Raw genomic sequence first — 18461 nt, forward strand, 5'->3', positions numbered from 1 at the left:
TCGCCAGAATAGCCCGGCGGTTTCAAGTCCCAAGTGCAACACCCGCGTCAGTGAATTGAAGTTGGGGGTGAGAAACTTGTTTGAGCATACGAGCGAACACCTCCAGTGGGGAGTGGAACGCGTGCGTAGCACGAGGTCGTTTGTTCAAGCTGTCGGCAATTGCGTCGAGTTCTTCTTGTGTGTGCACGGACAAGTCGGTGCCCTTGGGCAGGTACTGGCGCAGCAGCCCATTGGTGTTCTCACAAGTGCCGCGCTGCCAGGGGCTGTGCGGATCGCAGAAGTACACCTTGACGCCAGTGTTGGCGCTGAGCTCACTGTGGCGCGTCATCTCCTTTCCCTGGTCGTACGTCAGGCTCTGGCGCAGCGGCTCAGCAATCGAATTGAGCTTGGCAGAAAAGCCGGCCAGCGCCGAGGCCGCAGTAGCGTCATCCATCTTGGCCAACAGCACCAGACGACTGCTGCGTTCGACCAGCACGCCCACCGAAGACTTGTTGCCCGCGCCCTTGATGAAGTCACCCTCCCAGTGGCCCGGCATGACGCGGTCCTCGACCTCGGGCGGGCGCACATGGATGCTGACCATCTCAGGAATCTGCCCGCGTCGATCAACCCCGCGCTTGCGTGGCATGCGTGTGCTGCGGCCATGGCGCAGGCAGGCGATGAGCTGGCGGCGCAACTCGCCCCTGGGCTGCGCGTAAATGGCCGTGTAGATCGTCTCGTGAGATACATGCATGCTGGGGTCCTCGGGCCACACTCGCTTAAGGATACCGGCGATCTGTTGCGGCGACCACTTCCAATCCAACAAAGTCAGCACCGCGCCCCACCGAGCGTGTTGCGGATCGAGCTTCGCTACCGGGCGCGCCTGAACCCGCCGCGCCTGCCTCATGGCCTGCGCCGGCAGGCTCGCGTAGCCACGCAGCGCACAGCTGTTTCGCCTCAGTTCACGGCTGACGGTGCCCGCCGAGCGCCCGAGTGTGCGGGCCATGGCCCGCACACTCGAACCGCTCTGGCTCATGCTCGCAATCGTCATGCGCTCCTCAGGCTGAAGTTGTTGGTACGAAGTTCTGCTTTGCATCTGAGCACCTTACCCGAAGCAAGGTGTTGCACTTCAGATTTGAGGCCGCCCCCTATTTTTGGGATCTTTCGCGAGGTCATACGCATGGCTCTACCGAACTGTCACCCTCCCCGTCCGCCCTGCCCGGCCAGCAATAGAATTTCGCCGACACCGGCTCGGCGTAGCTCGCGTTAGCCGAATTAATGATCCGCCGCGCCGCATTAGCGGAATCGTTGGACATGGACGGAAAATGGCGTTGCTCTTGCACAACGGCAAAAAACGCCACTGAACGGCCGTTTCGCCATATAGATCAATGATTTACAGCTATGTGATTGCTAGCGGATATAGCGGTCACCGCTAGCGGAATTAACGATCCTCAACAGATGCCGTCAGGGTTCGCGCTCAGGCAGCACGCCCGAGCGCCGGCTTGCTCACGGACGGTCCAGCCCGTAGTGCGCCCGCAATGTCTGCGTCTCGTAGCCGCGGCGAAACAGGCCCTTGCGCTCCAGCAGCGGCACCACATACTCGACGAAGTCGTCAAGGTGCCCGGGCAGCACGGGTGGCATGACATTGAAGCCATCGGCCGCGCCACGGGCAAACCAGTCCTCGATGGTGTCTGCGATGCGTTCGGGAGAACCCGCCAGGGTGAAGTGTCCGCGCGCGCCGGCCAGTTTGTGCAGCAGCTCGCGCAAGGTCGGCGGCTCGCGCGCCACCAGGCCAGTGATCACACGGCCCGGCTCTGGGCCGCCTGCACGGTGGCGGGATCGGGGAAATCATCAAGCGATAGCGGCGTGTCGAGATCCAGGTGCGAGAAGTCGCACCCGCCAAAGCGGTTGGACAACCTGGCACGGCCGACCTCGGGATCGGTCAGTGCATTGAGCTCGCGCCAGTGGCGCTGCGCCTCTTCATCGCTCGAGCCGATCACCGGGCTGATGCCCTGCAGGATCACGATCTGATCGTCCCGCCGGCCGTTCTTCCTGGCCGCGGCTTTCAGCTCGGCATAGAAAGGTACCGCCGTTTCCTTGTCCAGATGCGCGGTGAAGACGGCCTCCGCATAGCGCGCCGCGAACGCCTTCCCTGCCGGCGACGACCCGGCCAGCACCAGGACGGGTCGGCCTTGCGGCCCCCGTGCGATATTGAGCGGGCCCGCCACCTTGTAGAACGGGCCGGCATGCCCGATCGGCCTGATGCGTTCGGGGTCAGCGAAGCGCCCCGTTTGCGCATCATCGATGATGGCATCGATCGCATCGTCCAGCGCGGCGGGCAACTGGAATCGGAATGCTTCAGCACTGATTCCCGCATGGCTTCCCACGGCGTTCCTACGAATATTTGCGTAGGTGCTCACTCGGATAGGTTTGTGTACTAGAGGCAGAGTATGGAATACACCGGGCTCAGGCGCAGGCGCGGGCCACCAGCCGGATCGGCTTCATCGCCACCGCCTCCACGACCTACTCGGAACCCTTCAACCTGGCCCGCCAGTTCGCTTCGCTCGATCACATCACAAGCGGACGCGTGGGCTGGAACATCGTCACGTCATGGGTCCAGGGCGCGAACCAGAACGTCGGCCCAGCTATCCCATAGCTTGGTGGCGACCTCCAGGAAGTCGTGCACAGGCGCGTAGCGCTGCGCATGCGGCTGCTGGTCCAGCCCGAAGTTGTGATTCCGCGTGCTTCCGCTGGCGGCGAGATTGCGCTGGCGACGTTGCTTGCGCTACAGGCTTGCGGCATGACATTGCTTGCCGGCGCGCTGCTGTTCTCGCCACGGAAAGAAGAGTCAAGGAAAAAGCCATGCGCAGCAAAAATCGCCACTACGTCATGTTCCACGGCGGGTCGATCGGCCATGCCGCGCGCCTGTACCTCGGCGACACCGTCCCCACCGAACAGCTGCTCTCCCCGCCCTACGCTGACCCGGCCGCGCTGGCCGCGAGGCCGAGTTGCACGTCTAGCGCGGCGTGCCGCATGTGTGGCAGCGCGCTCTACCATCACTTCCTGCCGAAAACGCGGTGCCCGCTCTCAAGAAACTAACCTGAAGACGGCACCTGTCATGCTGCCGTCCCCACGGGATTGATCTGGAAGCCCAGCGCGGCGGCGCGGCGTTTGAGGGCGGCGACGCTGCGCTGGTGTTGTTGTTCCTCGTAACGCTGCTGGCCCTGATCGACGAAGGCCTCGCCGCGGGTCAGCATGAAGTACACCATCCGCGCGAGCTTGTGCGCGGTGGCGGTATTGGCGCGCGGCTTGTCCATGCGGGCGCACAGCCGGCGGTAGAATGCGCCGAGCGCGGAGTCGCTATGCGACAGCGCCATCGCGGCCATCTTCAACGCCTGGCGCACCCGATTGGCGGAACGCTTGGTGCCTGAGGACAACACCTTGCCGCCGCTGATCTTGGTGCCCGGACACAGCCCCAGCCAGGAACAGAAGTGCTTGACGCTGGCGAAGCGGCTCAGGTCCGGGCCAATCTCCGACAGCAGCTTCATCACCGCCGTCACCCCCAACCCGTTGATGCGCGTGAGGTCCACGCCGGCCCAGTTCGCCAACGCCTGGCGCACGTCGAACTCCATGCGGGACTTGGCGCCAGTCTTGGGCGCTTTACCCAGGTCGACGCAACGCGCGCTGCGTTCGGCCAGCAGCGCGCGCAACTTCGCCTCGCACGCGACCAGATGCCTGGCGATGTCGTCGTACATGGCCAGCGCCTGGCCCAGGACGAACAGGTGCTCCTCGCGCCAGTTGCCCGTCAGCGCCTTGGTGATCTCCTCGGCGCTGGCCTTGATGCGGCTGTGGCGATGCCGGGCCAATACCTTCGGGTCGCGCTCGCCGGCCACGATGGCGCGGATGATCGCCTGGCCGGTCTGCCCCATCACGTCGGTGAGCACCTCGGTGAGCTGGAGGTTCATCTGCACCAGGGACTTCTGCATGCGCTGCACCCAGCTCGCCTGCTCGGTGATCAACACCTCGCGCTGACGGGCCACCGCCCGCACCACGCAGACTTCGCCGTCGGGGCGCCAGGCCGCGCGCAGCAGCCCCAGGCTCATCAGCTTTTGCAGCCACTGGCAGTCCTGCACGTCGCTCTTGCGCCCGGGCACGTACTTCATCTGCCGTGCATCGACCAGCCAGACCTTCGGCCCGCGTTGCTCCAGCACCTCGTACACTGGGATCCAGTACACCCCGGTCGACTCCAGCGCCACCGTGTCCACCCCGCAGCCCAGCAGCCAGTCGGCCAGGGCGTTGAGGTCGTCCGTCATCGCCCCGACTTCGCGCACCGGCTCGCAGCCGGCTTGCTCGGCCAGATGCCGCGGCACGGCCACCCAGTGGCTCGACGCCCCGATATCGATCCCCGCCGCGTTCGGGAACACCTCGTCGTCTCGCTTGCGCATTGCCATGGCTTGCTCCATCCTCGTTGATGAACGGCAGCGCGATGGGAAGCGTCGAATTCGACTCGATCTCTCAAACGGGATGCGGCTCACGCCGCTCACCACTGTCGCCGACGATTCCCGGACCAGGCTCAGAAGCGGGCTCACACCGTGGCGTCCGGTAACGCCACGGGCTCGCACCAATGACGTGTCGGTCATCGCGGCGCTGCCGTTCCCTTTATAGGGCAGAACCGTTTCTTCGCGAACGCCGGGCGCATGCATGGGCTTGGGATGCTCAGAAGTTGCTGCGCTCCCGAATCGGATGGAGATGTGTTGATCTGCAATCAGGCCAGCCGCGCATAGCCAGCCGCCAATGCGGCGCGCGCCATGAGCGCCACCGGCTCGTAGTGCGCCAGATCGGTCCTGGCAAAGCCTCTCAGGCGCAGGCGGCGCGCCAGTGCCGGCTCGCTGGCAATCACCTGCGCCAGCACAGCGCCGACATGCGCGCTGAGCGCCGGGCTGGCCTGGCGTGAAGACACTAGCGGCAATCCGGGGGCGGCCTCGGTGCTGGCAATCTGGCGCAGCGCGGCGAGACGCCCAGGTAGGTGATCGCGCGCGAACGCCAGTGTGACGCAATCGATGGCTGCGACGTCCGCCGCGCCACTGGTCACGGCGTCGAGCGACGCCAGGTGCGAGCCGGTACACAGTGTTTCGGAGAAGAAGCGGCCACCCCGCGCCAGCGGCGCGACCGCGTACCGCAGCGCGTTCATGCCGCTGTGCGAGCAAGCGTCGTTATAGGCCGCGCGCAATCCGTGGCATGCCGCGAGCGTAGCGGGACCGGCTTCGGCGCGTGCCACGATAGCGCTTGTATAGCTGGTGCCATCGCAGCCCGGAGCATTGAACAGGGGCGTGCCAATAATGCGCACATGGCGCCGCAGCCCCTGCACCAGCGGATAGCCGCAGGTTTGCGAGAGCAACAGATCCGGACGGCGCCAGAAGTCGTGCAACGCCTCCGCCGTACCGGCGGGTTCGACGGCGCTCAAGGAGATCGGGTCGGGCTGCCGCGCCAGGACTTCGGCCACGCGCGCGATCAGCGTCAGCCAGTCCACATGTAGCGCGGGCGTCAGGTTATACATGGGTAGCGCGGCCACCCAGTGCTTGCGCTCATGCATCGGCCAGCTATCCATATTCACCCCGCCAGTTGAGCGCGGGTGGCGTTGCTGGCATGCTCGCTTGCTGTTGCAACGGGCGCCTCGCCGCGTACGGGACCACGAAACAGTGGATGCACCACGGGCGCGGCCGGACGCAGCGCGAAGCGCGCCAGCCATTCGCCATAACCATGCACCAGGAAGCCGCCGCTGCGCCGCTGGTAGTCGGCCGCACGCCGACGATAGACGCGCCCCAGCGCGAACCAAGGCACGGCGGGCAGGTCATGGTGGATCAGGTGATAGTTGTTGTTGAGGAAAAGTAAGCGCCAGGGCCACGAGGCCTCGTTGATCACGCTGCGGCACGCTGGCAAGGCGTGGGCTCGGTGCTCGTGGAACGAGCGCACCGCCGACAGCGACAACGCAGGGTAAGCCACGCCGCCCAGCATCAGCCACGGCGCAATACCGCAACTACGGTCGAGCCAGGTCAGCAGCGCGGCCAGTGCCAGCAGGTGCGCAAGCCACATCTGCACGTCGCGCAGGTCGCCGTCGCGCACCTTGCGCAACGCGCCCGCCGAGGTTTGCGCAATGGCAAAGGCAGGGCCAAGCAGCACACGTCCCGCCAGCGTGTTACGCCAGCGCACCAGCACTCGCATCAGCGGACCGGCCGCCTGCCAGTTGTTGGGCAGCATGAAATAGCTCTCGGGATCGGCGCCCGGATGGGTGAGATTGTCGGCCTCGTGATGGCGTAGGTGCTCGCGGCGATACAGCCCATAGGGAAACCAGACGGCCAGCGGCGCCATCCCGAACAGCGCATTGAGCCAGGGGAGCCGGGTCGGGTGGCCGTGCAGCAACTCGTGCTGCAGTGACATATACCAGGCTGTTACGAAGGCCAACAGCGCGACAGCCAGCGGCAGGCCGATACGCGTAGCGTTGAGCGCGATGCCGAACCATGAGGCGTAGATCGCCGCGATCAGCAGCCACGTGGGCAGTTCGGTGCGCCACAACCAACGGCGGGAGGCTCGCGCGATTTCGGCGCATTGGATTTCGTCCAGGTAGATTGCCATGTTTTCGTCATCGTCAAACGGTGGCGGGCTTGTCGGCAATCGAGGCGATGCGAACACCCAAGGCATCCCGCGCCCGGCGCTCGATCTTGTGCATGGCTGCTGGCGCGAAAGATGTCGGTCCAGCTTAGCGACCTTGGCAAATAAGGGAACGAAGAAAAGCCGATATGGATATGCGGCTGCGGGGATGGGACGCGTGGCGGATTGCGTAGTGCGCGTGGCGTTGGTGCTCTGTTCACCACTTTGCAGCCGCACGCCTTCACGCCCTGCCCCGCGACACGGCAGCGCGCTACGGTGTCTCGGGCACCCGAATCGCCGTCCAGCTGGCTACGCTCTGCCATCATCACGTCGCCATGGGAGCATGCAGAGAACACTCTCCCGCAAGCGACCGCTTGGCCACCGCCCCGAACGCCCCCACCAGTGCATTCTCCGTATTGGTCAGCGAGGCCATCACCAGGGGATATCGCAACGAAGAACGGGATTCCGTCACGTCGATATAGACCACGCCCAGCGCCTGCACTCTCGTCATGGCCCTCGGCACAATAGCAATGCCCAGGTTCCCGGCGACCAGCGTGATGATGGTCTGCATCTGCGCCGCTTCCTGAACCACGCGCGGAAAAATCCTGCGCGCTGGCAAGCCGCCAGGATCACCCCTGAGTAGCCCGGCCCTTCCGCGAAGGGGAACGCGATGAAGGCTTCGGCCTTCAGCTCTTCCAGTCGCAGGCGCTTGCGCCTGGCCAGCGCATGCGTCGCCGGAACGGCGACCACCAGTGTTTCCTCGCACAGGATATCCAGGCTCAGGTCCTTGGGCTCGTACACCGGCGGCACCACGATGGCGACATCCGTATCGCCGCGCCGCAGCAGCTCCAGCTGTTTGCCGCTGCTCTCGCCTGTCAGGATCAGCTTGACCGCCGGGTACTCCTGCTGGAATCGCCTGAGGATGTCCGGCAGCACATCAAGCGCCGCGCTCGGCACGAACGAAAGCCGCAAGGTCCCGAACATGCCGCTAGCCGCGCGCCGCGCCGATTCGACCGCGATCTCGGCCTGGGCAATGGTCCTGCGCGCCTCCACCAGGAAGACTTCCCCGGCCGGGGTCAACCGCACCATGTGCCGGTTCCTCTCAAGCAGTTCGGTGCCGATGGTTTCTTCCAGCTTCTTGATGGCCACCGTCAGGGGCGGCTGGGACATGTGCAACGCCTCGGCCGCGCGCCGGAAGCTCAGCAGCTCGGCCACGGCGACAAACTGTTGAAACTGACGCAAGTCGGTCACGGTGATTCACTCCATGTATCAAGGATAGCTTTGAATAGTATTTGGAATATCAGGGCCGTGCAAACTACAGTGAGTCCATAGAGCAAAACGCAAGAGCCTTACAGGACCACACAATGCGCCCCTCCCTGCTTGAAGAACTCACGCCCGTTCCTAACCCGTACCCCATCGTCTCCACCCTGGCCTACGAAGATGTCTGGGGCCTTTGCGAGCAGGCCCGTGCGCTGGCGTGGGACCCGACGCAGATCAACTACTCGGACCTGGAGCAGGCCGACATTCCGGCGGAAGTGCGCGAGGCTGGCGGCGAGTGGTGGAGCCTGCGCGCCTGGATGGAACACGGCGCCATTCCCTACGGCGCCGAGCGCTTGCGCGATGCGATCTTCGAGCACCAGCCGTTCGAGGTGAAGCAACACGTCGTCAACTTCATCGCCGAGGAACTGCGCCACCACGAGGCCTCGTTCCGCGTAGCGCGCGCCATATCCGGCTATCAGGAGTCGCCGCGCTCGGACTACTTCCGCGCCATCATCCCGCGCTTCCACGATGAGCGCGATGAGAAGCAGATGAGCTTCTTCGCCGGACTGGCGGTGAACACCTTGTTCGAGCAGCTATCCGGCGAACTGCTGCAGGCCCGCTACGAGAACGCGCGCTTCGCGTCCATTAGGACAGCCTGCAAGCTGATCCTGCGCGACGAGGCGCGGCATATCCAGTTCGGACGCATCATCATGCGGCGTTTTTTCTCGGAAATATCGGCAGACGACAAGGCGCTGCTCGGGCAGAAATTCGCCAAGAAGCTGCGCGGCAGCCTGCTCAATGGGGTCTACGCTGTCGTCAACCTGCCAGAGGACGAGCAACGGCGCGCGGGCCGGGCACGCGCCCTCGCTGCCGAATACGGCCTGGGCGCCACGCATCCCGAACAAGAGATGGCGATCATTAAGCGCTCGCTGGACGAGATCCGCGAAGACGTCGGCTGCCATGGCGTGGAGATCCCGGCGATTGCCGAAGTCGACGAAGGCAAAGCCCCGCTGCTGTCCTGAGCCTTCCGCGCCGATCGCGCGTCATTCCTCCTTTGCCTTGCTTATGCTGACTTCCCTTTACCGGCTGCTCGCACTCGCCGTAGCAACCACCACACTGGCCTTGCCGGTGCCCGCCGGCGCGCAGGATTTTCCGGACCGCGCCATTCACCTCGTCGTGCCCTATCCGCCTGGCGGCACCGCCGACATCCTGGCCAGGCTGCTCGCGCAGCGGCTCGCCGAACGGGTGGGCAAACCTGTGGTGGTGGACAATCGCGCGGGCGCCGGCACCGCCATCGGCAGCAAGTTCGTGGCGCAGGCTGCGCCCGACGGCTATACGCTGCTGATGGGCACGGTCAGCTCGCATGCGATGAACCCCGCGCTCAATCGTGGCGTGGGCTATGATCCGCTCAAGGACTTCACGCCAATCTCCCGCGTGGCATCCGTGCCGTTCGTCGTGCTGGAGAACCCGTCAGTGCCGGCAAAAACCATGGGCGAACTGATCGCACTGGCGAAAGCCCGCCCCGGCCAGATCACCTATGCATCGGCTGGCGCCGGCACCTCGAACCACCTCGCGGGCGAGCTGTTGGCCAAGGCCGCCAACATCCAGTTGCTCCACGTCCCGTACAAGGGTAGCGCGCCTGCCCTGGCCGACCTGCTTGGCGGCCAGGTCAACCTGATGTTCGACCTCCAGGTCACCGCCAAGGCCCAGATCCAAGCCGGCACCGTCCGCGCCCTGGCCGTCACAGGAGCGCATCGCAGCAGTTTGCTGCCGGGCTTGCCCACGGTCGCCGAGTCTGGCGTGCAGGGCTTCGATGTGACCGCCTGGTTTGGAATCTTCGGGCCGGCCGCCATGCCCGCCCCCGTTGTGGATGTCCTCAACCGGCATCTCGTCGCTGTCCTCAAATCCCCTGAGGTGCGCCAGCAGTTCACCGCGCAGGGTGCCGAGATCGAATGGAGCAGCCCCGAGGCGTTCAATATCTTCGTGCAAAGCGAATACACCAAATGGGATGGCTTGGTCCAGAGCAAGCACCTGGCGGCGCAGTAGCCCATGCACGCTCCATCCGCCTCCGCCCCCGAGCGTTACCCATCCTTCAAGGCTGCCGTGCATGGCAGCGAGATGGTCATCGCATCCCAACCGCTGGCCGCGCAAGCGGGACTCGACATCCTCGCGTGCGGCGGCAATGCAGTGGACGCAGCCATCGCTGCGGCAGCGGCCATCGCGGTGGTCGAGCCTACCAACAACTCGATCGGCGGCGACGCGTTCGCCCAGGTCTTCGCTGGCGGCAAGCTGCATGGCCTCAATGCCAGCGGCCGGGCGCCGCTGGGTATCGACGTCGTTCGTCTTGCCAGGCTGCCCGCGATGCCGCAGCGTGGATGGGATAGCGTCACCGTTCCCGGCGCTGTCTCCGCCTGGACCGCGCTGGTCACGCGCTTTGGTCGGCTCGATTTCGCTACCGTGCTGGAGCCCGCGATCCGCTACGCACGGGCCGGCTTCCACGTCTCTCCCAGTGTCGCGCAGAAGTGGCGGGAACAGGTGCCCAAGCTGCGCAGCCAGCCGGGTTTCGAGGCGGCGTTTCTCCCCGGCGGCGCAGCGCCCGTGGCCGGGGCGCTGTTCCTGCAGCCGACGCTTGCGCAGACGCTCGAACGCGTGGCGCGCACCAACGGCAAGGACTTCTACACCGGCGAGACCGCCAGGCGAATCGCCGCGTTCGCCCGCGAAACAGGCGGTGCCCTTAGCGCCGAGGACTTACGCCTGCACGTACCCGAGTGGGTCGATGCCATACAGGCGCCCTACGGCGCGCTACAGGTAAGCGAGTTGCCGCCAAACGGCCAGGGCGCCGTGGCACTGTTTGCGTTAGGCGTGCTCGCGCATCACGATGTCGCGCGCTTTCCGGCCGACTCGGCGGCCTCGCTGCATCTCCAGATCGAGGCCATCAAGCTGGCGTTTGCCGAAATCGGGCCGCTGATCGGCGATACGGACTGCGCACTCGCGCAGGTACGCCACCGCTTGCAAGCCCCCTGCCTTCAAGCCGCCGCGGCGCGCATCCACATGCGACAAGCTTCCGATTTCGGCCACACGTTTGGACCACTGGCGGGCACGGTGTACCTTGCGGCAGGCGACCGTGATGGCATGATGGTCTCGCTGATCCAGTCTAACTACATGGGATTCGGCTCGGGGATCGTGGTGCCCGACGCCGGTGTTTCGCTGCAGAATCGCGGCGCATGCTTTTCCACCGACGCCGGTTCCCCGTCTTTCCTCAGGCCCGGCAAGCGGCCCTTCCATACCATCCTGCCGGGATTCGCCTTTGCCGGCGGCGGCGAGCCGATTGCCTTCGGCGCGACCGGCGGCACATTCCAGCCTCAGGGCCACGTCCAGATGATGGTGCGTCTGTACGATTACGCGCAGAGTCCGCAGGCCATCGTCGATGCACCCCGCTTCAAGGTCGGGCCGGGGCGGCAGGTGGTGCTGGAACCCGGCTTTCCTGCCGATACCGTCTCGGGCCTCGCCGCCCTGGGCCACGACGTGGTCGCCAGGACCGAGAGCACCTGGGACTTCGGGGGCATGCAGATCCTGCTCAGGAAGCATGGCTCCTATGTCGGCGCCAGCGATTCCCGCAGGGATAGCCATATCGCGGTCAGATAGGGACGCCCGGCGATGCTGCCTGGTGGAAGGTGCCCCGCGAGTGAATCTGGCGGGTCGGCCGGCGGGACACGTTGCACAGGCCGATGCGACGCGGGCGCACCCTGCAAGGCCATCGTGGAGTGCGTGCGTTGTCTCAACCCGCGACTGCACAGAAGGCGAACTGATCTGTGACGGCGGTGCCGTGCCGGCGGCGCGGGGTTCTTGCGCCGGCGAAGCGACCCGGCATCACATGCGTGCGCTCGACGACTGGAATCCATTGCTCCCCGTCGAACTGCCGCGGTCACCACTGCAGCCACCATCGTTGCGCGCCGTGCTTCCTGCTCCTAGCGTGGCCCTATGCTATGAATTCACGTAGACGCTGGAGCTCGGAAATTGCCCGCTCGCCATGGAAACATATCGTCGAAAAAGATCCGCGCAAAGCGGTACGACATCCACTGTTGTATCAAGCGCGTCCGGCCCCCTCCCCAGGCAGGTAGCTTGTGCTGCCAAACCCCGGTTTAAGGTTGGGGGTAGGAATCCTGGCGATTAATTGCATTTTGATGATCAAAGGATGCTCGCCAAGGACAGTCACCCACCGTGCCCACGTGAGCAGCTGTTGCAGATCGCCATTGTAGTCCGTCCACCACTGATTGCACACCCTCCTCTGCGCGGACCGCGTTCAAAGCTGTCAGCTTCTCTGTATCGCTTTGAACTTTGCCATCGAGATGCACTACACCATTTTCAGTTTTCACTCGAAGTCCGGAAGGTCTGAGCCCCTTCGCGGCAAGGAGTTCAGCTTTAACTTTCATCGTGATCGCGTTGTCGCTGAGCTTCGTCGCCAATTCGGCAGCCGGCGGCACGCTGTCAGAGTCGGGACGCCCCGGCGTTCCGGGTGGGCTGTTCATGGGCGGAACGCTATCTGATGCAGCAAGTGTGGCTGCATCCGCAAGACTAGTACAACATCTCGTAAATAGGTTTAATAATTATCGGGCTGCAAATATGGCTCCAGTAGGGTGACGATCACCTCGGCCATCTCGTCGAGTGTGCCGGTGCCGGGCAACGGTTCCCAACGCCCACTATGGGTACGAAAGGCGGCGCCATAACGATTGCGGCTGAGCTCGGTCAGCCGAGCCACCACGGTCGGCTCCTCATCGTCCAGACGTTTGATCAGCAGGTGACGCCCGTAGGCCTGCGTGACGATCTGCTCGTGGCCGAGCAGGGTGCGTAGTTGCCGCTGCAGTTCGGCAGCGTAATGTTTGGCGGGTAAAGCTGGCATGTCGATCCTGTGCGCCGGTCAAAACCGGCAAAGTGTTGTGAATGAAAGAGTCATACGTTGAAGGTCTAGCCAGCCACGGCGGCCCCGAGTCCCCCCGTGGCAGACTAGTTGACGCCTCTAAATTCTTTTCAAGAGAAAGATAGAGGCATAGATGAAAGCAAAGTATTCTTCGGCATTCATAGAGCAAGCGCGGGTCAAGGCGTATTCCCGCGGAGAGCGGACAGTACATGCCGTGGCGGAAGATCTGAACGTCAGCTATCACACCTTAAAGAACTGGATGAAAAAGAAACCGGCAGGCCAGGTTGGCGCGCTAGCGCAGCATGAGAGACGCCCGCAGGATTGGCGGGCGGAAGAGCAATTGCTGGCGCTGCAGGAAACGCACGGTCTGTCGGAGGAAGCTTTGCATGCATGGTGCCGGGAAAAAGGCTTGTTTGCCCATCACCTGGCGGAGTGGAAGGCGGCGTTTTGTCTCCAAGGCAAAGGTGTCGCGACCGGTGCTGGTCCGGAGTTGCGTGGGCTGAAAGAAGAAGTAGAGCAGCTCAAGCGAGCGCTGCAGCGCAAAGACCGCGCCTTAGCGGAGGCGGCGGCATTGCTGGTGCTGCAAAAAAGTTCCGAGCGCTCTGGGAGGACGAGGTCAGATGACCGCCCTGACAGAGCGCAATCAGATCATTGGTTTGCTGGAAGAGGCCATGACGATGGGGGCACGGCAGGATCGGGCTTGTGCGGCGATCAATCTGAGTGAGAGCACCTTGCAACGCTGGCGGCGCGATACGCAACGAGGCGATCAGCGGCCTATGCGGGTGCAACTGCCTAAAAACCGACTCAGCGCCCTGGAGCGCCAGCGCGTGTTGGCAGTGGCCAACTCGGCCGAATTCGGTCATCTCCCGCCCAGCCAGATCGTCCCGCGGTTGGCCGATCAAGGGCAGTACCTTGCCTCGGAGTCGACATTTAATCGCATTCTGAAAGCGGAAAACCAGCTCAAACACCGAGGTGCCCAGCAGCCGGCCCAGCCTCGCAGCAAGCCGCGCGCGCTATGCGCGACGACCTCGAATGAGTTGTTCAGTTGGGACATCACCTATTTGCCTACCCATGTGAAAGGCCTGTATTTTTACTTGTACTTGTTCTTGGATATTTTTAGCCGCAAGATCGTTGGCTGGCAAGTCTATGAAACCGAGAGCAGCGAACTGGCCGCCCAGGTGATGCGCGATATTTGCCTGCGCGAGCGTATTGCGCCGCATCAGGTTGTGCTGCACTCGGACAACGGCAGCCCAATGAAGGGGGCCACGATGCTCGCTACCCTGCAAGCGCTGGGCGTAGCGCCTTCGTTCAGCCGCCCCGCGGTCAGCAACGACAACCCGTTCTCTGAATCGCTCTTTAGAACGATGAAATACCGGCCCACTCATCCATGCCGGCCGTTCGCCACTGTGTTCGCCGCCCGGCATTGGGTCGACACATTTGTACAGTGGTACAACCACGAGCATCGTCATAGTGCAATCAACTTCGTCACGCCCGCGGAGCGACATGCCGGCTTGGACACTGCGCTGCTCATCCAACGCGCTGCTGTCTACGAAGCTGCAAAAGCACGGCACCCGCATCGCTGGAGCGGCCCGATTCGTAACTGGCAGCCGGTCCTCGTCGTCCATCTCAACCCCGATCACCACGCCACCGAACAGCGACGCCAACCATTGGAGGGCTTAGACTCAAAACTTGCCGCTTAAAGTCAAAAGTTTAGGCGTCAACTAGCTTGAAATCCGCCGGAGTCATGCGTGTGTACCCGCAAGGGTGCAGGCGAAGCGTTGACAGGGGTACGCGCGGGCCGGGTATTGAGCCGCGAAATACATGCCCCGTGCCGCAAGGCACGGGTTGACCGGGGTGCCGAGGCTCTAGGATTAAGCCGAAGGTCACATCGGTGCTGCCGCATTGGCGAGGCAGCATCGGACCCCGCGCGGTCGAAGACCCCGTGCACGCGCAGAAACACTTTGCTCGGGAACCGGGAGATCCCGCGCCCTGCTACATCCCGCTGGGAAGCGTTGGGCGTAGCGCGCATCGTGAAGCCTGAGGGCGTACGACGATGAGCGACGGGCGTGGGAAGTCGGACTGCTGCGTAGTACCTGAGAAGCTGCCGAACAAGACTGCGGGTGCAATTCCTGCGGTGGCGGAGGTGGTGGAGGGAAGGCGGCGGGCCAAGGGCAATGCAGTCGCAGCGCGCATGTCCCGCAGATTGGGGCGGGCATATGACATGGGAACGGCGCTCGACGGCATACGACAGACGGCCAAAGGCCGACCGGGTGCGAAGTTCACCACCCTGATGCATCACATCTACGCAGTCGACCGCCTGCGGGCAGCCTACGTTGCGCTGACGCGCAAGGCGGCGGCCGGGGTGGACGGTCAGACGTGGCAGTCGTACGGACTGGACCTTGAGGCTCGCCTTCTGGACCTGTCCGACCGGCTGGCCCGAGGGGCTTACCGGCCCCAGCCTGTCAGACGCGTGTACATCGACAAGGCCGACGGCAGCAAGCGCCCGCTGGGCGTGCCGGCGCTGGAGGACAAGCTCGTCCAACTCGCCACGGTCGAAGTGCTGAACGCAATCTACGAACAGGATTTCCTCGGGTTCAGTTACGGCTTCCGTCCCGGCAAGAGCGCGCACAACGCACTGGACGCCGTGAGCGTGGGGGTGGAACAACGAAAGGTGAACTGGATACTCGATGCGGACATCAGCAAGTTCTACGACACAATCGAACACGACTGGCTGGTCAGATTCATCGAGCACCGGGTAGCGGACACACGGGTTGTGCGGCTCATCAAGAAGTGGCTGCACGCTGGTGTGCTGGAAGACGGGAGGTTGACGCAGAGCGAGGTGGGGACAGTTCAGGGCGGAAGCATCAGCCCGTTGCTGTCCAATATCTATCTCCATTACGCGTTCGACCTGTGGGTGAAGCAGTGGCGTGCGCGGCATGCCGAAGGCGATATGGTCATCGTGCGCTATGCCGATGATTGGGTCGCAGGGTTCCAGTACATCGGTGACGCTGAGCGTTTCCAGCGCGAGGTGACCGAGCGGATGGCCCGCTTCGGCTTGAAACTGCACGAGGGCAAAACGCGGCTGATCGAGTTCGGGCGTTTCGCGCGCGAGAACTGCCGACGCCGTAATGGGGGCAAGCCGCCGACCTTCGACTTCCTTGGATTCACGCATTGCTGTGGGAAGACACATAAGGGACGGTTTGCGGTCCTGAGGCTGACCAGCGCCAAGCGCATGCGCGCCAAGCTGCTGGCAGTCAAGCAACAACTGCGACGACGCATGCACCAGACCATCGCGGAACAAGGCAAGTACTTGGGGTCCGTGGTAAATGGACACATGCGGTACTTCGGCGTGCCGCGGAACGGGCCGCGTCTTGCCCGCTTCCGGGCGCTCGTGGCCCGCGTGTGGTATCGCGCATTGCACCGCCGAAGTCAGAAAAGCCGACTGCGCTGGCAGCAGATGAATCGGCTCGTTGCCCATTGGTTGCCCTGTACTCACATTTGCCATCCCTATCCGAACCAGCGTCTGATCGTTACGACCCAAGGCAGGAGCCGTATGCGGTAATTCCGCTCGTACGGATCTGTGGAGGGGTGCTGGGTGACTGGCATTCCTACTCCGACCGATTACGATGCGCCGGTTTGCAGCGGATAGCCCCGGAAGCTCCATTTGAACGGGCGTGCCGTCTGATTGTGCGCGCGGACAAACTGCTCGGTGCGCTCGCGCAGGTGCGCGGTGCTGGTGTGACTCGCATGGCGCAGCACTCGGCGCGTGTAGCGGGCAAACCAGAGTTCGATCTGATTGACCCAGCTCGCGTGCAACGGCGTGAAGTGGAAGTGGAACCGCTCATTGTGCCGTGCGTTGAACGCCTGCCAGACGGCCTGTGCGCGATGTGTGTTCAGGTTGTCCCAGACGACGTGCACCTGTTTGCCCGGGTACGCGGTTGCCACGCGCTCCATGAAGGCCACCAGATCGTCCTGGGTGCGTCGCTCGCGGCAGTCTGCCAGCACCTGTCCGGAATGCACATCCAGCGCGGCAATCAACGCCTGGGTGCCGTGGCGAACATATTCAAACTCACGCCGACGCAGCCGCCCCGGCGCGGGTGCACGTCCCGGGTGCTTACGCTCGATGGCCTGAATGCCGGTCTTCTCGTCAATACTGAGCACCACCGCGTTTCGAGGCGCCTTGCGGTACAGTTTGCAAATCCCCGTGACCTTCTCGCGAAAGGCCGGGTCTGGGCTGTGTAGCCATTGTTGGACCCGGTGCGGACGCACGTCGCCGGCCTGCAGAATACGCTGCACCTGGCTGCGGCTGATCTGCCCGACGACGCCGCGCTCCACGGCGCGCGCCACAATCTCGTCGAGCGTGGGCGTGACCCGTCCCTCAGGTTCCTGCGTTTCACACGCCAGCGCGATCAACTGCAGTCGCGCTTCCTGCGTGATGCGTGGCGGACGGCCACTGCGCTCCCCTCGCGAATGCCTTTGGCACCTTGCTGGGCAATGCGCTTGCGCCACAGGCAGACCGTTTGCACCGATACGCCCAGTTCCTGCGCAATGACCGTATTGGCGTGGCCCTCGTGGGCCCACAACGCTATTCGCGCGCGCATCACATCCCGCTGCGGCGCCGTCTTGCGCTCGACCAGCGATAGCAGTTCCTGTCTTTCTTTGTTCGCCAGCTTCACTGGCGTTGCATGGCGGCCTCGACTCATCCCGCCATGATATCCGAGCCAATTAATTATTCAACCTATTTGCGGGATGTTGTACTAGTGGCATCGCACACAGCAGCAAGCAATCCAACAACGCTAGCAAGGCATACCTTTGGGATTGATTTCATTACTGTCTCCTACTGGTACTTCGGCAGGCCGCAGCGCTCGTAGGCCGCCGTTCAGCGCCTCTTGGCGACAGTGTATAGAGCGCACGGGGAGCGGTGTGAGCAGGTCGTTAAAGTCCGGCGCTAATTGGATACAGCGCTCATAGCTGGTGAGTACCTCTCCAGGACGTTCTTGATCCTCCGACACCACGGCTAAGTTGAAGTGGAGCAACGGCTCGCTCGGCAGCTGTGAGATGCCAGAACGGTAAAGCTCGCCACGTCTCCAAACCGCCGCGCGTCGCACAGCATGCAACCCAGGTTGAGATACGCATCCAGAAACGTTGGTTCTGCCGCCAAGACCCGCCTGTAAGCTGCCTCGGCGTCGACCGGCTCCTCCGTCTCCAGCTCGGCGCCGACGAGAAGCCAATCCTGCGCCTCGGCCGCGGGCGCCCGCGCATCGTGTAGAGACTCCACGACGTCGGTACTTGGTTCGCGTGGTTCAAGGCCCATCAGCATCTGCCCCGACACGGCCTGCCACCCCTGCCCTCATCCCTTGTCGCCACCTTGTTGCCCATCGCGCGAATCCGCACGCCGGTCAGTGGCTGGCCGGTGCTGCGAGAGACCATCACCCTCGCCAGGACGCGGACAATCAGCCGCGTTGGGATCTTCGCGTCATGCAGGGAATTTGCTGTCCGGAGCAGCACCATGTCCTGAAACGTGAAGAGGAGCGACTGGCGCGCCTGCGATCGGAGACCGGCTTCTTGGCCACCGAGTGCGGGATGCCAGCATCGCCTCGGCGTCCTTCAGGGTGTACGTTCGCATCTCAGCGTGCCTTTATAGCGGGTGTTATTTGTT

At 63.7% G+C, this 18461-nt stretch carries 12 protein-coding genes and 5 pseudogenes; 7 read left to right on the top strand and 10 right to left on the bottom strand.

Translation table 11 applies throughout. The features are described 5' to 3' along the window. Positions 1-22 precede the first annotated feature (22 nt). The 3 genes from OMK73_RS10505 to OMK73_RS10515 all read right to left on the bottom strand — a co-directional run bounded on the left by OMK73_RS10505 (position 23) and on the right by OMK73_RS10515 (position 2396). Positions 23-1072, bottom strand: coding sequence for an IS30 family transposase (locus OMK73_RS10505; RefSeq protein ID WP_267601047.1), 1050 nt, complete (start codon positions 1070-1072; stop codon positions 23-25). Positions 1073-1482: 410 nt separating this feature from the next. Continuing rightward, entirely contained in the window at positions 1483-1779 is a 297-nt protein-coding gene (locus OMK73_RS10510) for a hypothetical protein (RefSeq protein WP_267601975.1), read from the bottom strand. Beyond that, on the bottom strand, positions 1776-2396 hold the full coding sequence (locus OMK73_RS10515; protein ID WP_267601976.1) for an LLM class flavin-dependent oxidoreductase: 621 nt from the start codon (positions 2394-2396) through the stop codon (positions 1776-1778). The genes OMK73_RS10510 and OMK73_RS10515 overlap by 4 nt, the downstream gene beginning before the upstream one ends. A 50-nt stretch (positions 2397-2446) precedes the next feature. Between OMK73_RS10515 and OMK73_RS10520 the strand changes: the two are divergent. Both OMK73_RS10520 and OMK73_RS10525 read left to right on the top strand, forming a co-directional pair. Further along, positions 2447-2617, top strand: a pseudogene (locus tag OMK73_RS10520) (LLM class flavin-dependent oxidoreductase); the annotation flags it as partial. A gap of 221 nt (positions 2618-2838) precedes the next feature. After that, entirely contained in the window at positions 2839-3075 is a 237-nt protein-coding gene (locus OMK73_RS10525) for a hypothetical protein (RefSeq protein WP_267601977.1), read from the top strand. Positions 3076-3092: 17 nt separating this feature from the next. Here the strand turns inward: OMK73_RS10525 and OMK73_RS10530 are convergent, their stop codons facing one another. From OMK73_RS10530 to OMK73_RS10550, 4 genes and pseudogenes are all read right to left on the bottom strand, one after another. Then, positions 3093-4427, bottom strand: a complete 1335-nt coding sequence (locus OMK73_RS10530) for an IS110 family transposase (RefSeq protein WP_267601978.1) — start codon at positions 4425-4427, stop codon at positions 3093-3095. Positions 4428-4741: 314 nt separating this feature from the next. Further along, complete coding sequence (locus OMK73_RS10535; RefSeq protein ID WP_267601979.1) at positions 4742-5569, bottom strand: phosphate/phosphite/phosphonate ABC transporter substrate-binding protein; 828 nt, start codon at positions 5567-5569, stop codon at positions 4742-4744. Between the two features lie 17 nt (positions 5570-5586). Continuing rightward, positions 5587-6609 carry a fatty acid desaturase gene (locus tag OMK73_RS10540; protein WP_267601980.1) on the bottom strand — a complete coding sequence of 341 codons (1023 nt, stop codon included), beginning with the start codon at positions 6607-6609 and terminating at the stop codon, positions 5587-5589. Between the two features lie 340 nt (positions 6610-6949). Continuing rightward, positions 6950-7875, bottom strand: a pseudogene (locus OMK73_RS10550) (LysR family transcriptional regulator). 113 nt (positions 7876-7988) lie between these two features. On the opposite strand from OMK73_RS10550, the gene OMK73_RS10555 reads away from it, so the two are divergent. The 3 genes from OMK73_RS10555 to OMK73_RS10565 are packed head-to-tail and all read left to right on the top strand — an operon-like array spanning position 7989 to position 11529. Further along, positions 7989-8906 carry a hypothetical protein gene (locus OMK73_RS10555; RefSeq protein ID WP_267601983.1) on the top strand — a complete coding sequence of 306 codons (918 nt, stop codon included), beginning with the start codon at positions 7989-7991 and terminating at the stop codon, positions 8904-8906. A 43-nt stretch (positions 8907-8949) separates the two neighbouring features. After that, a complete protein-coding gene (locus OMK73_RS10560; RefSeq protein WP_267601984.1) occupies positions 8950-9930 on the top strand; it encodes a Bug family tripartite tricarboxylate transporter substrate binding protein in 981 nt (326 codons plus the stop codon). 3 nt (positions 9931-9933) lie between these two features. After that, positions 9934-11529, top strand: coding sequence for a gamma-glutamyltransferase family protein (locus OMK73_RS10565; protein WP_324291704.1), 1596 nt, complete (start codon positions 9934-9936; stop codon positions 11527-11529). Between the two features lie 497 nt (positions 11530-12026). On the opposite strand, the gene OMK73_RS10570 is transcribed toward OMK73_RS10565, so the two are convergent. Then, positions 12027-12413 (bottom strand): BON domain-containing protein, encoded by a 387-nt coding sequence (locus OMK73_RS10570; RefSeq protein ID WP_267601985.1) that lies wholly within the window; start codon positions 12411-12413, stop codon positions 12027-12029. 71 nt (positions 12414-12484) lie between these two features. Beyond that, positions 12485-12784 carry a hypothetical protein gene (locus OMK73_RS10575; RefSeq protein WP_267601986.1) on the bottom strand — a complete coding sequence of 100 codons (300 nt, stop codon included), beginning with the start codon at positions 12782-12784 and terminating at the stop codon, positions 12485-12487. Positions 12785-12935: 151 nt separating this feature from the next. On the opposite strand from OMK73_RS10575, the pseudogene OMK73_RS10580 reads away from it, so the two are divergent. Then, positions 12936-14502: pseudogene (locus OMK73_RS10580) on the top strand (IS3 family transposase). 353 nt (positions 14503-14855) lie between these two features. Continuing rightward, positions 14856-16360: pseudogene (gene ltrA, locus OMK73_RS10585) on the top strand (group II intron reverse transcriptase/maturase); the annotation flags it as partial. A gap of 63 nt (positions 16361-16423) precedes the next feature. Here the strand turns inward: ltrA and OMK73_RS10590 are convergent. Beyond that, a pseudogene (locus OMK73_RS10590) lies at positions 16424-17505 on the bottom strand (IS630 family transposase). Positions 17506-18461 lie beyond the last annotated feature (956 nt).

The organism is Cupriavidus sp. D39 (assembly GCF_026627925.1).
In the GTDB taxonomy this organism is placed as follows: Bacteria; Pseudomonadota; Gammaproteobacteria; order Burkholderiales; family Burkholderiaceae; genus Cupriavidus; species Cupriavidus ulmosensis.

What these genes read in the sequence shown, in the direction of transcription:
- OMK73_RS10505 (WP_267601047.1), bottom strand. Translation starts at nt 1,072, where the DNA reads ATGCAAAGCAGAACTTCGTACCAACAACTTCAGCCTGAGGAGCGCATG.
- OMK73_RS10525 (WP_267601977.1), top strand. Translation starts at nt 2,839, where the DNA reads ATGCGCAGCAAAAATCGCCACTACGTCATGTTCCACGGCGGGTCGATC.
- OMK73_RS10530 (WP_267601978.1), bottom strand. Translation starts at nt 4,427, where the DNA reads ATGGCAATGCGCAAGCGAGACGACGAGGTGTTCCCGAACGCGGCGGGG.
- OMK73_RS10535 (WP_267601979.1), bottom strand. Translation starts at nt 5,569, where the DNA reads ATGCATGAGCGCAAGCACTGGGTGGCCGCGCTACCCATGTATAACCTG.
- OMK73_RS10540 (WP_267601980.1), bottom strand. Translation starts at nt 6,609, where the DNA reads ATGGCAATCTACCTGGACGAAATCCAATGCGCCGAAATCGCGCGAGCC.
- OMK73_RS10555 (WP_267601983.1), top strand. Translation starts at nt 7,989, where the DNA reads ATGCGCCCCTCCCTGCTTGAAGAACTCACGCCCGTTCCTAACCCGTAC.
- OMK73_RS10560 (WP_267601984.1), top strand. Translation starts at nt 8,950, where the DNA reads ATGCTGACTTCCCTTTACCGGCTGCTCGCACTCGCCGTAGCAACCACC.
- OMK73_RS10565 (WP_324291704.1), top strand. Translation starts at nt 9,934, where the DNA reads ATGCACGCTCCATCCGCCTCCGCCCCCGAGCGTTACCCATCCTTCAAG.
- OMK73_RS10570 (WP_267601985.1), bottom strand. Translation starts at nt 12,413, where the DNA reads ATGAACAGCCCACCCGGAACGCCGGGGCGTCCCGACTCTGACAGCGTG.
- OMK73_RS10575 (WP_267601986.1), bottom strand. Translation starts at nt 12,784, where the DNA reads ATGCCAGCTTTACCCGCCAAACATTACGCTGCCGAACTGCAGCGGCAA.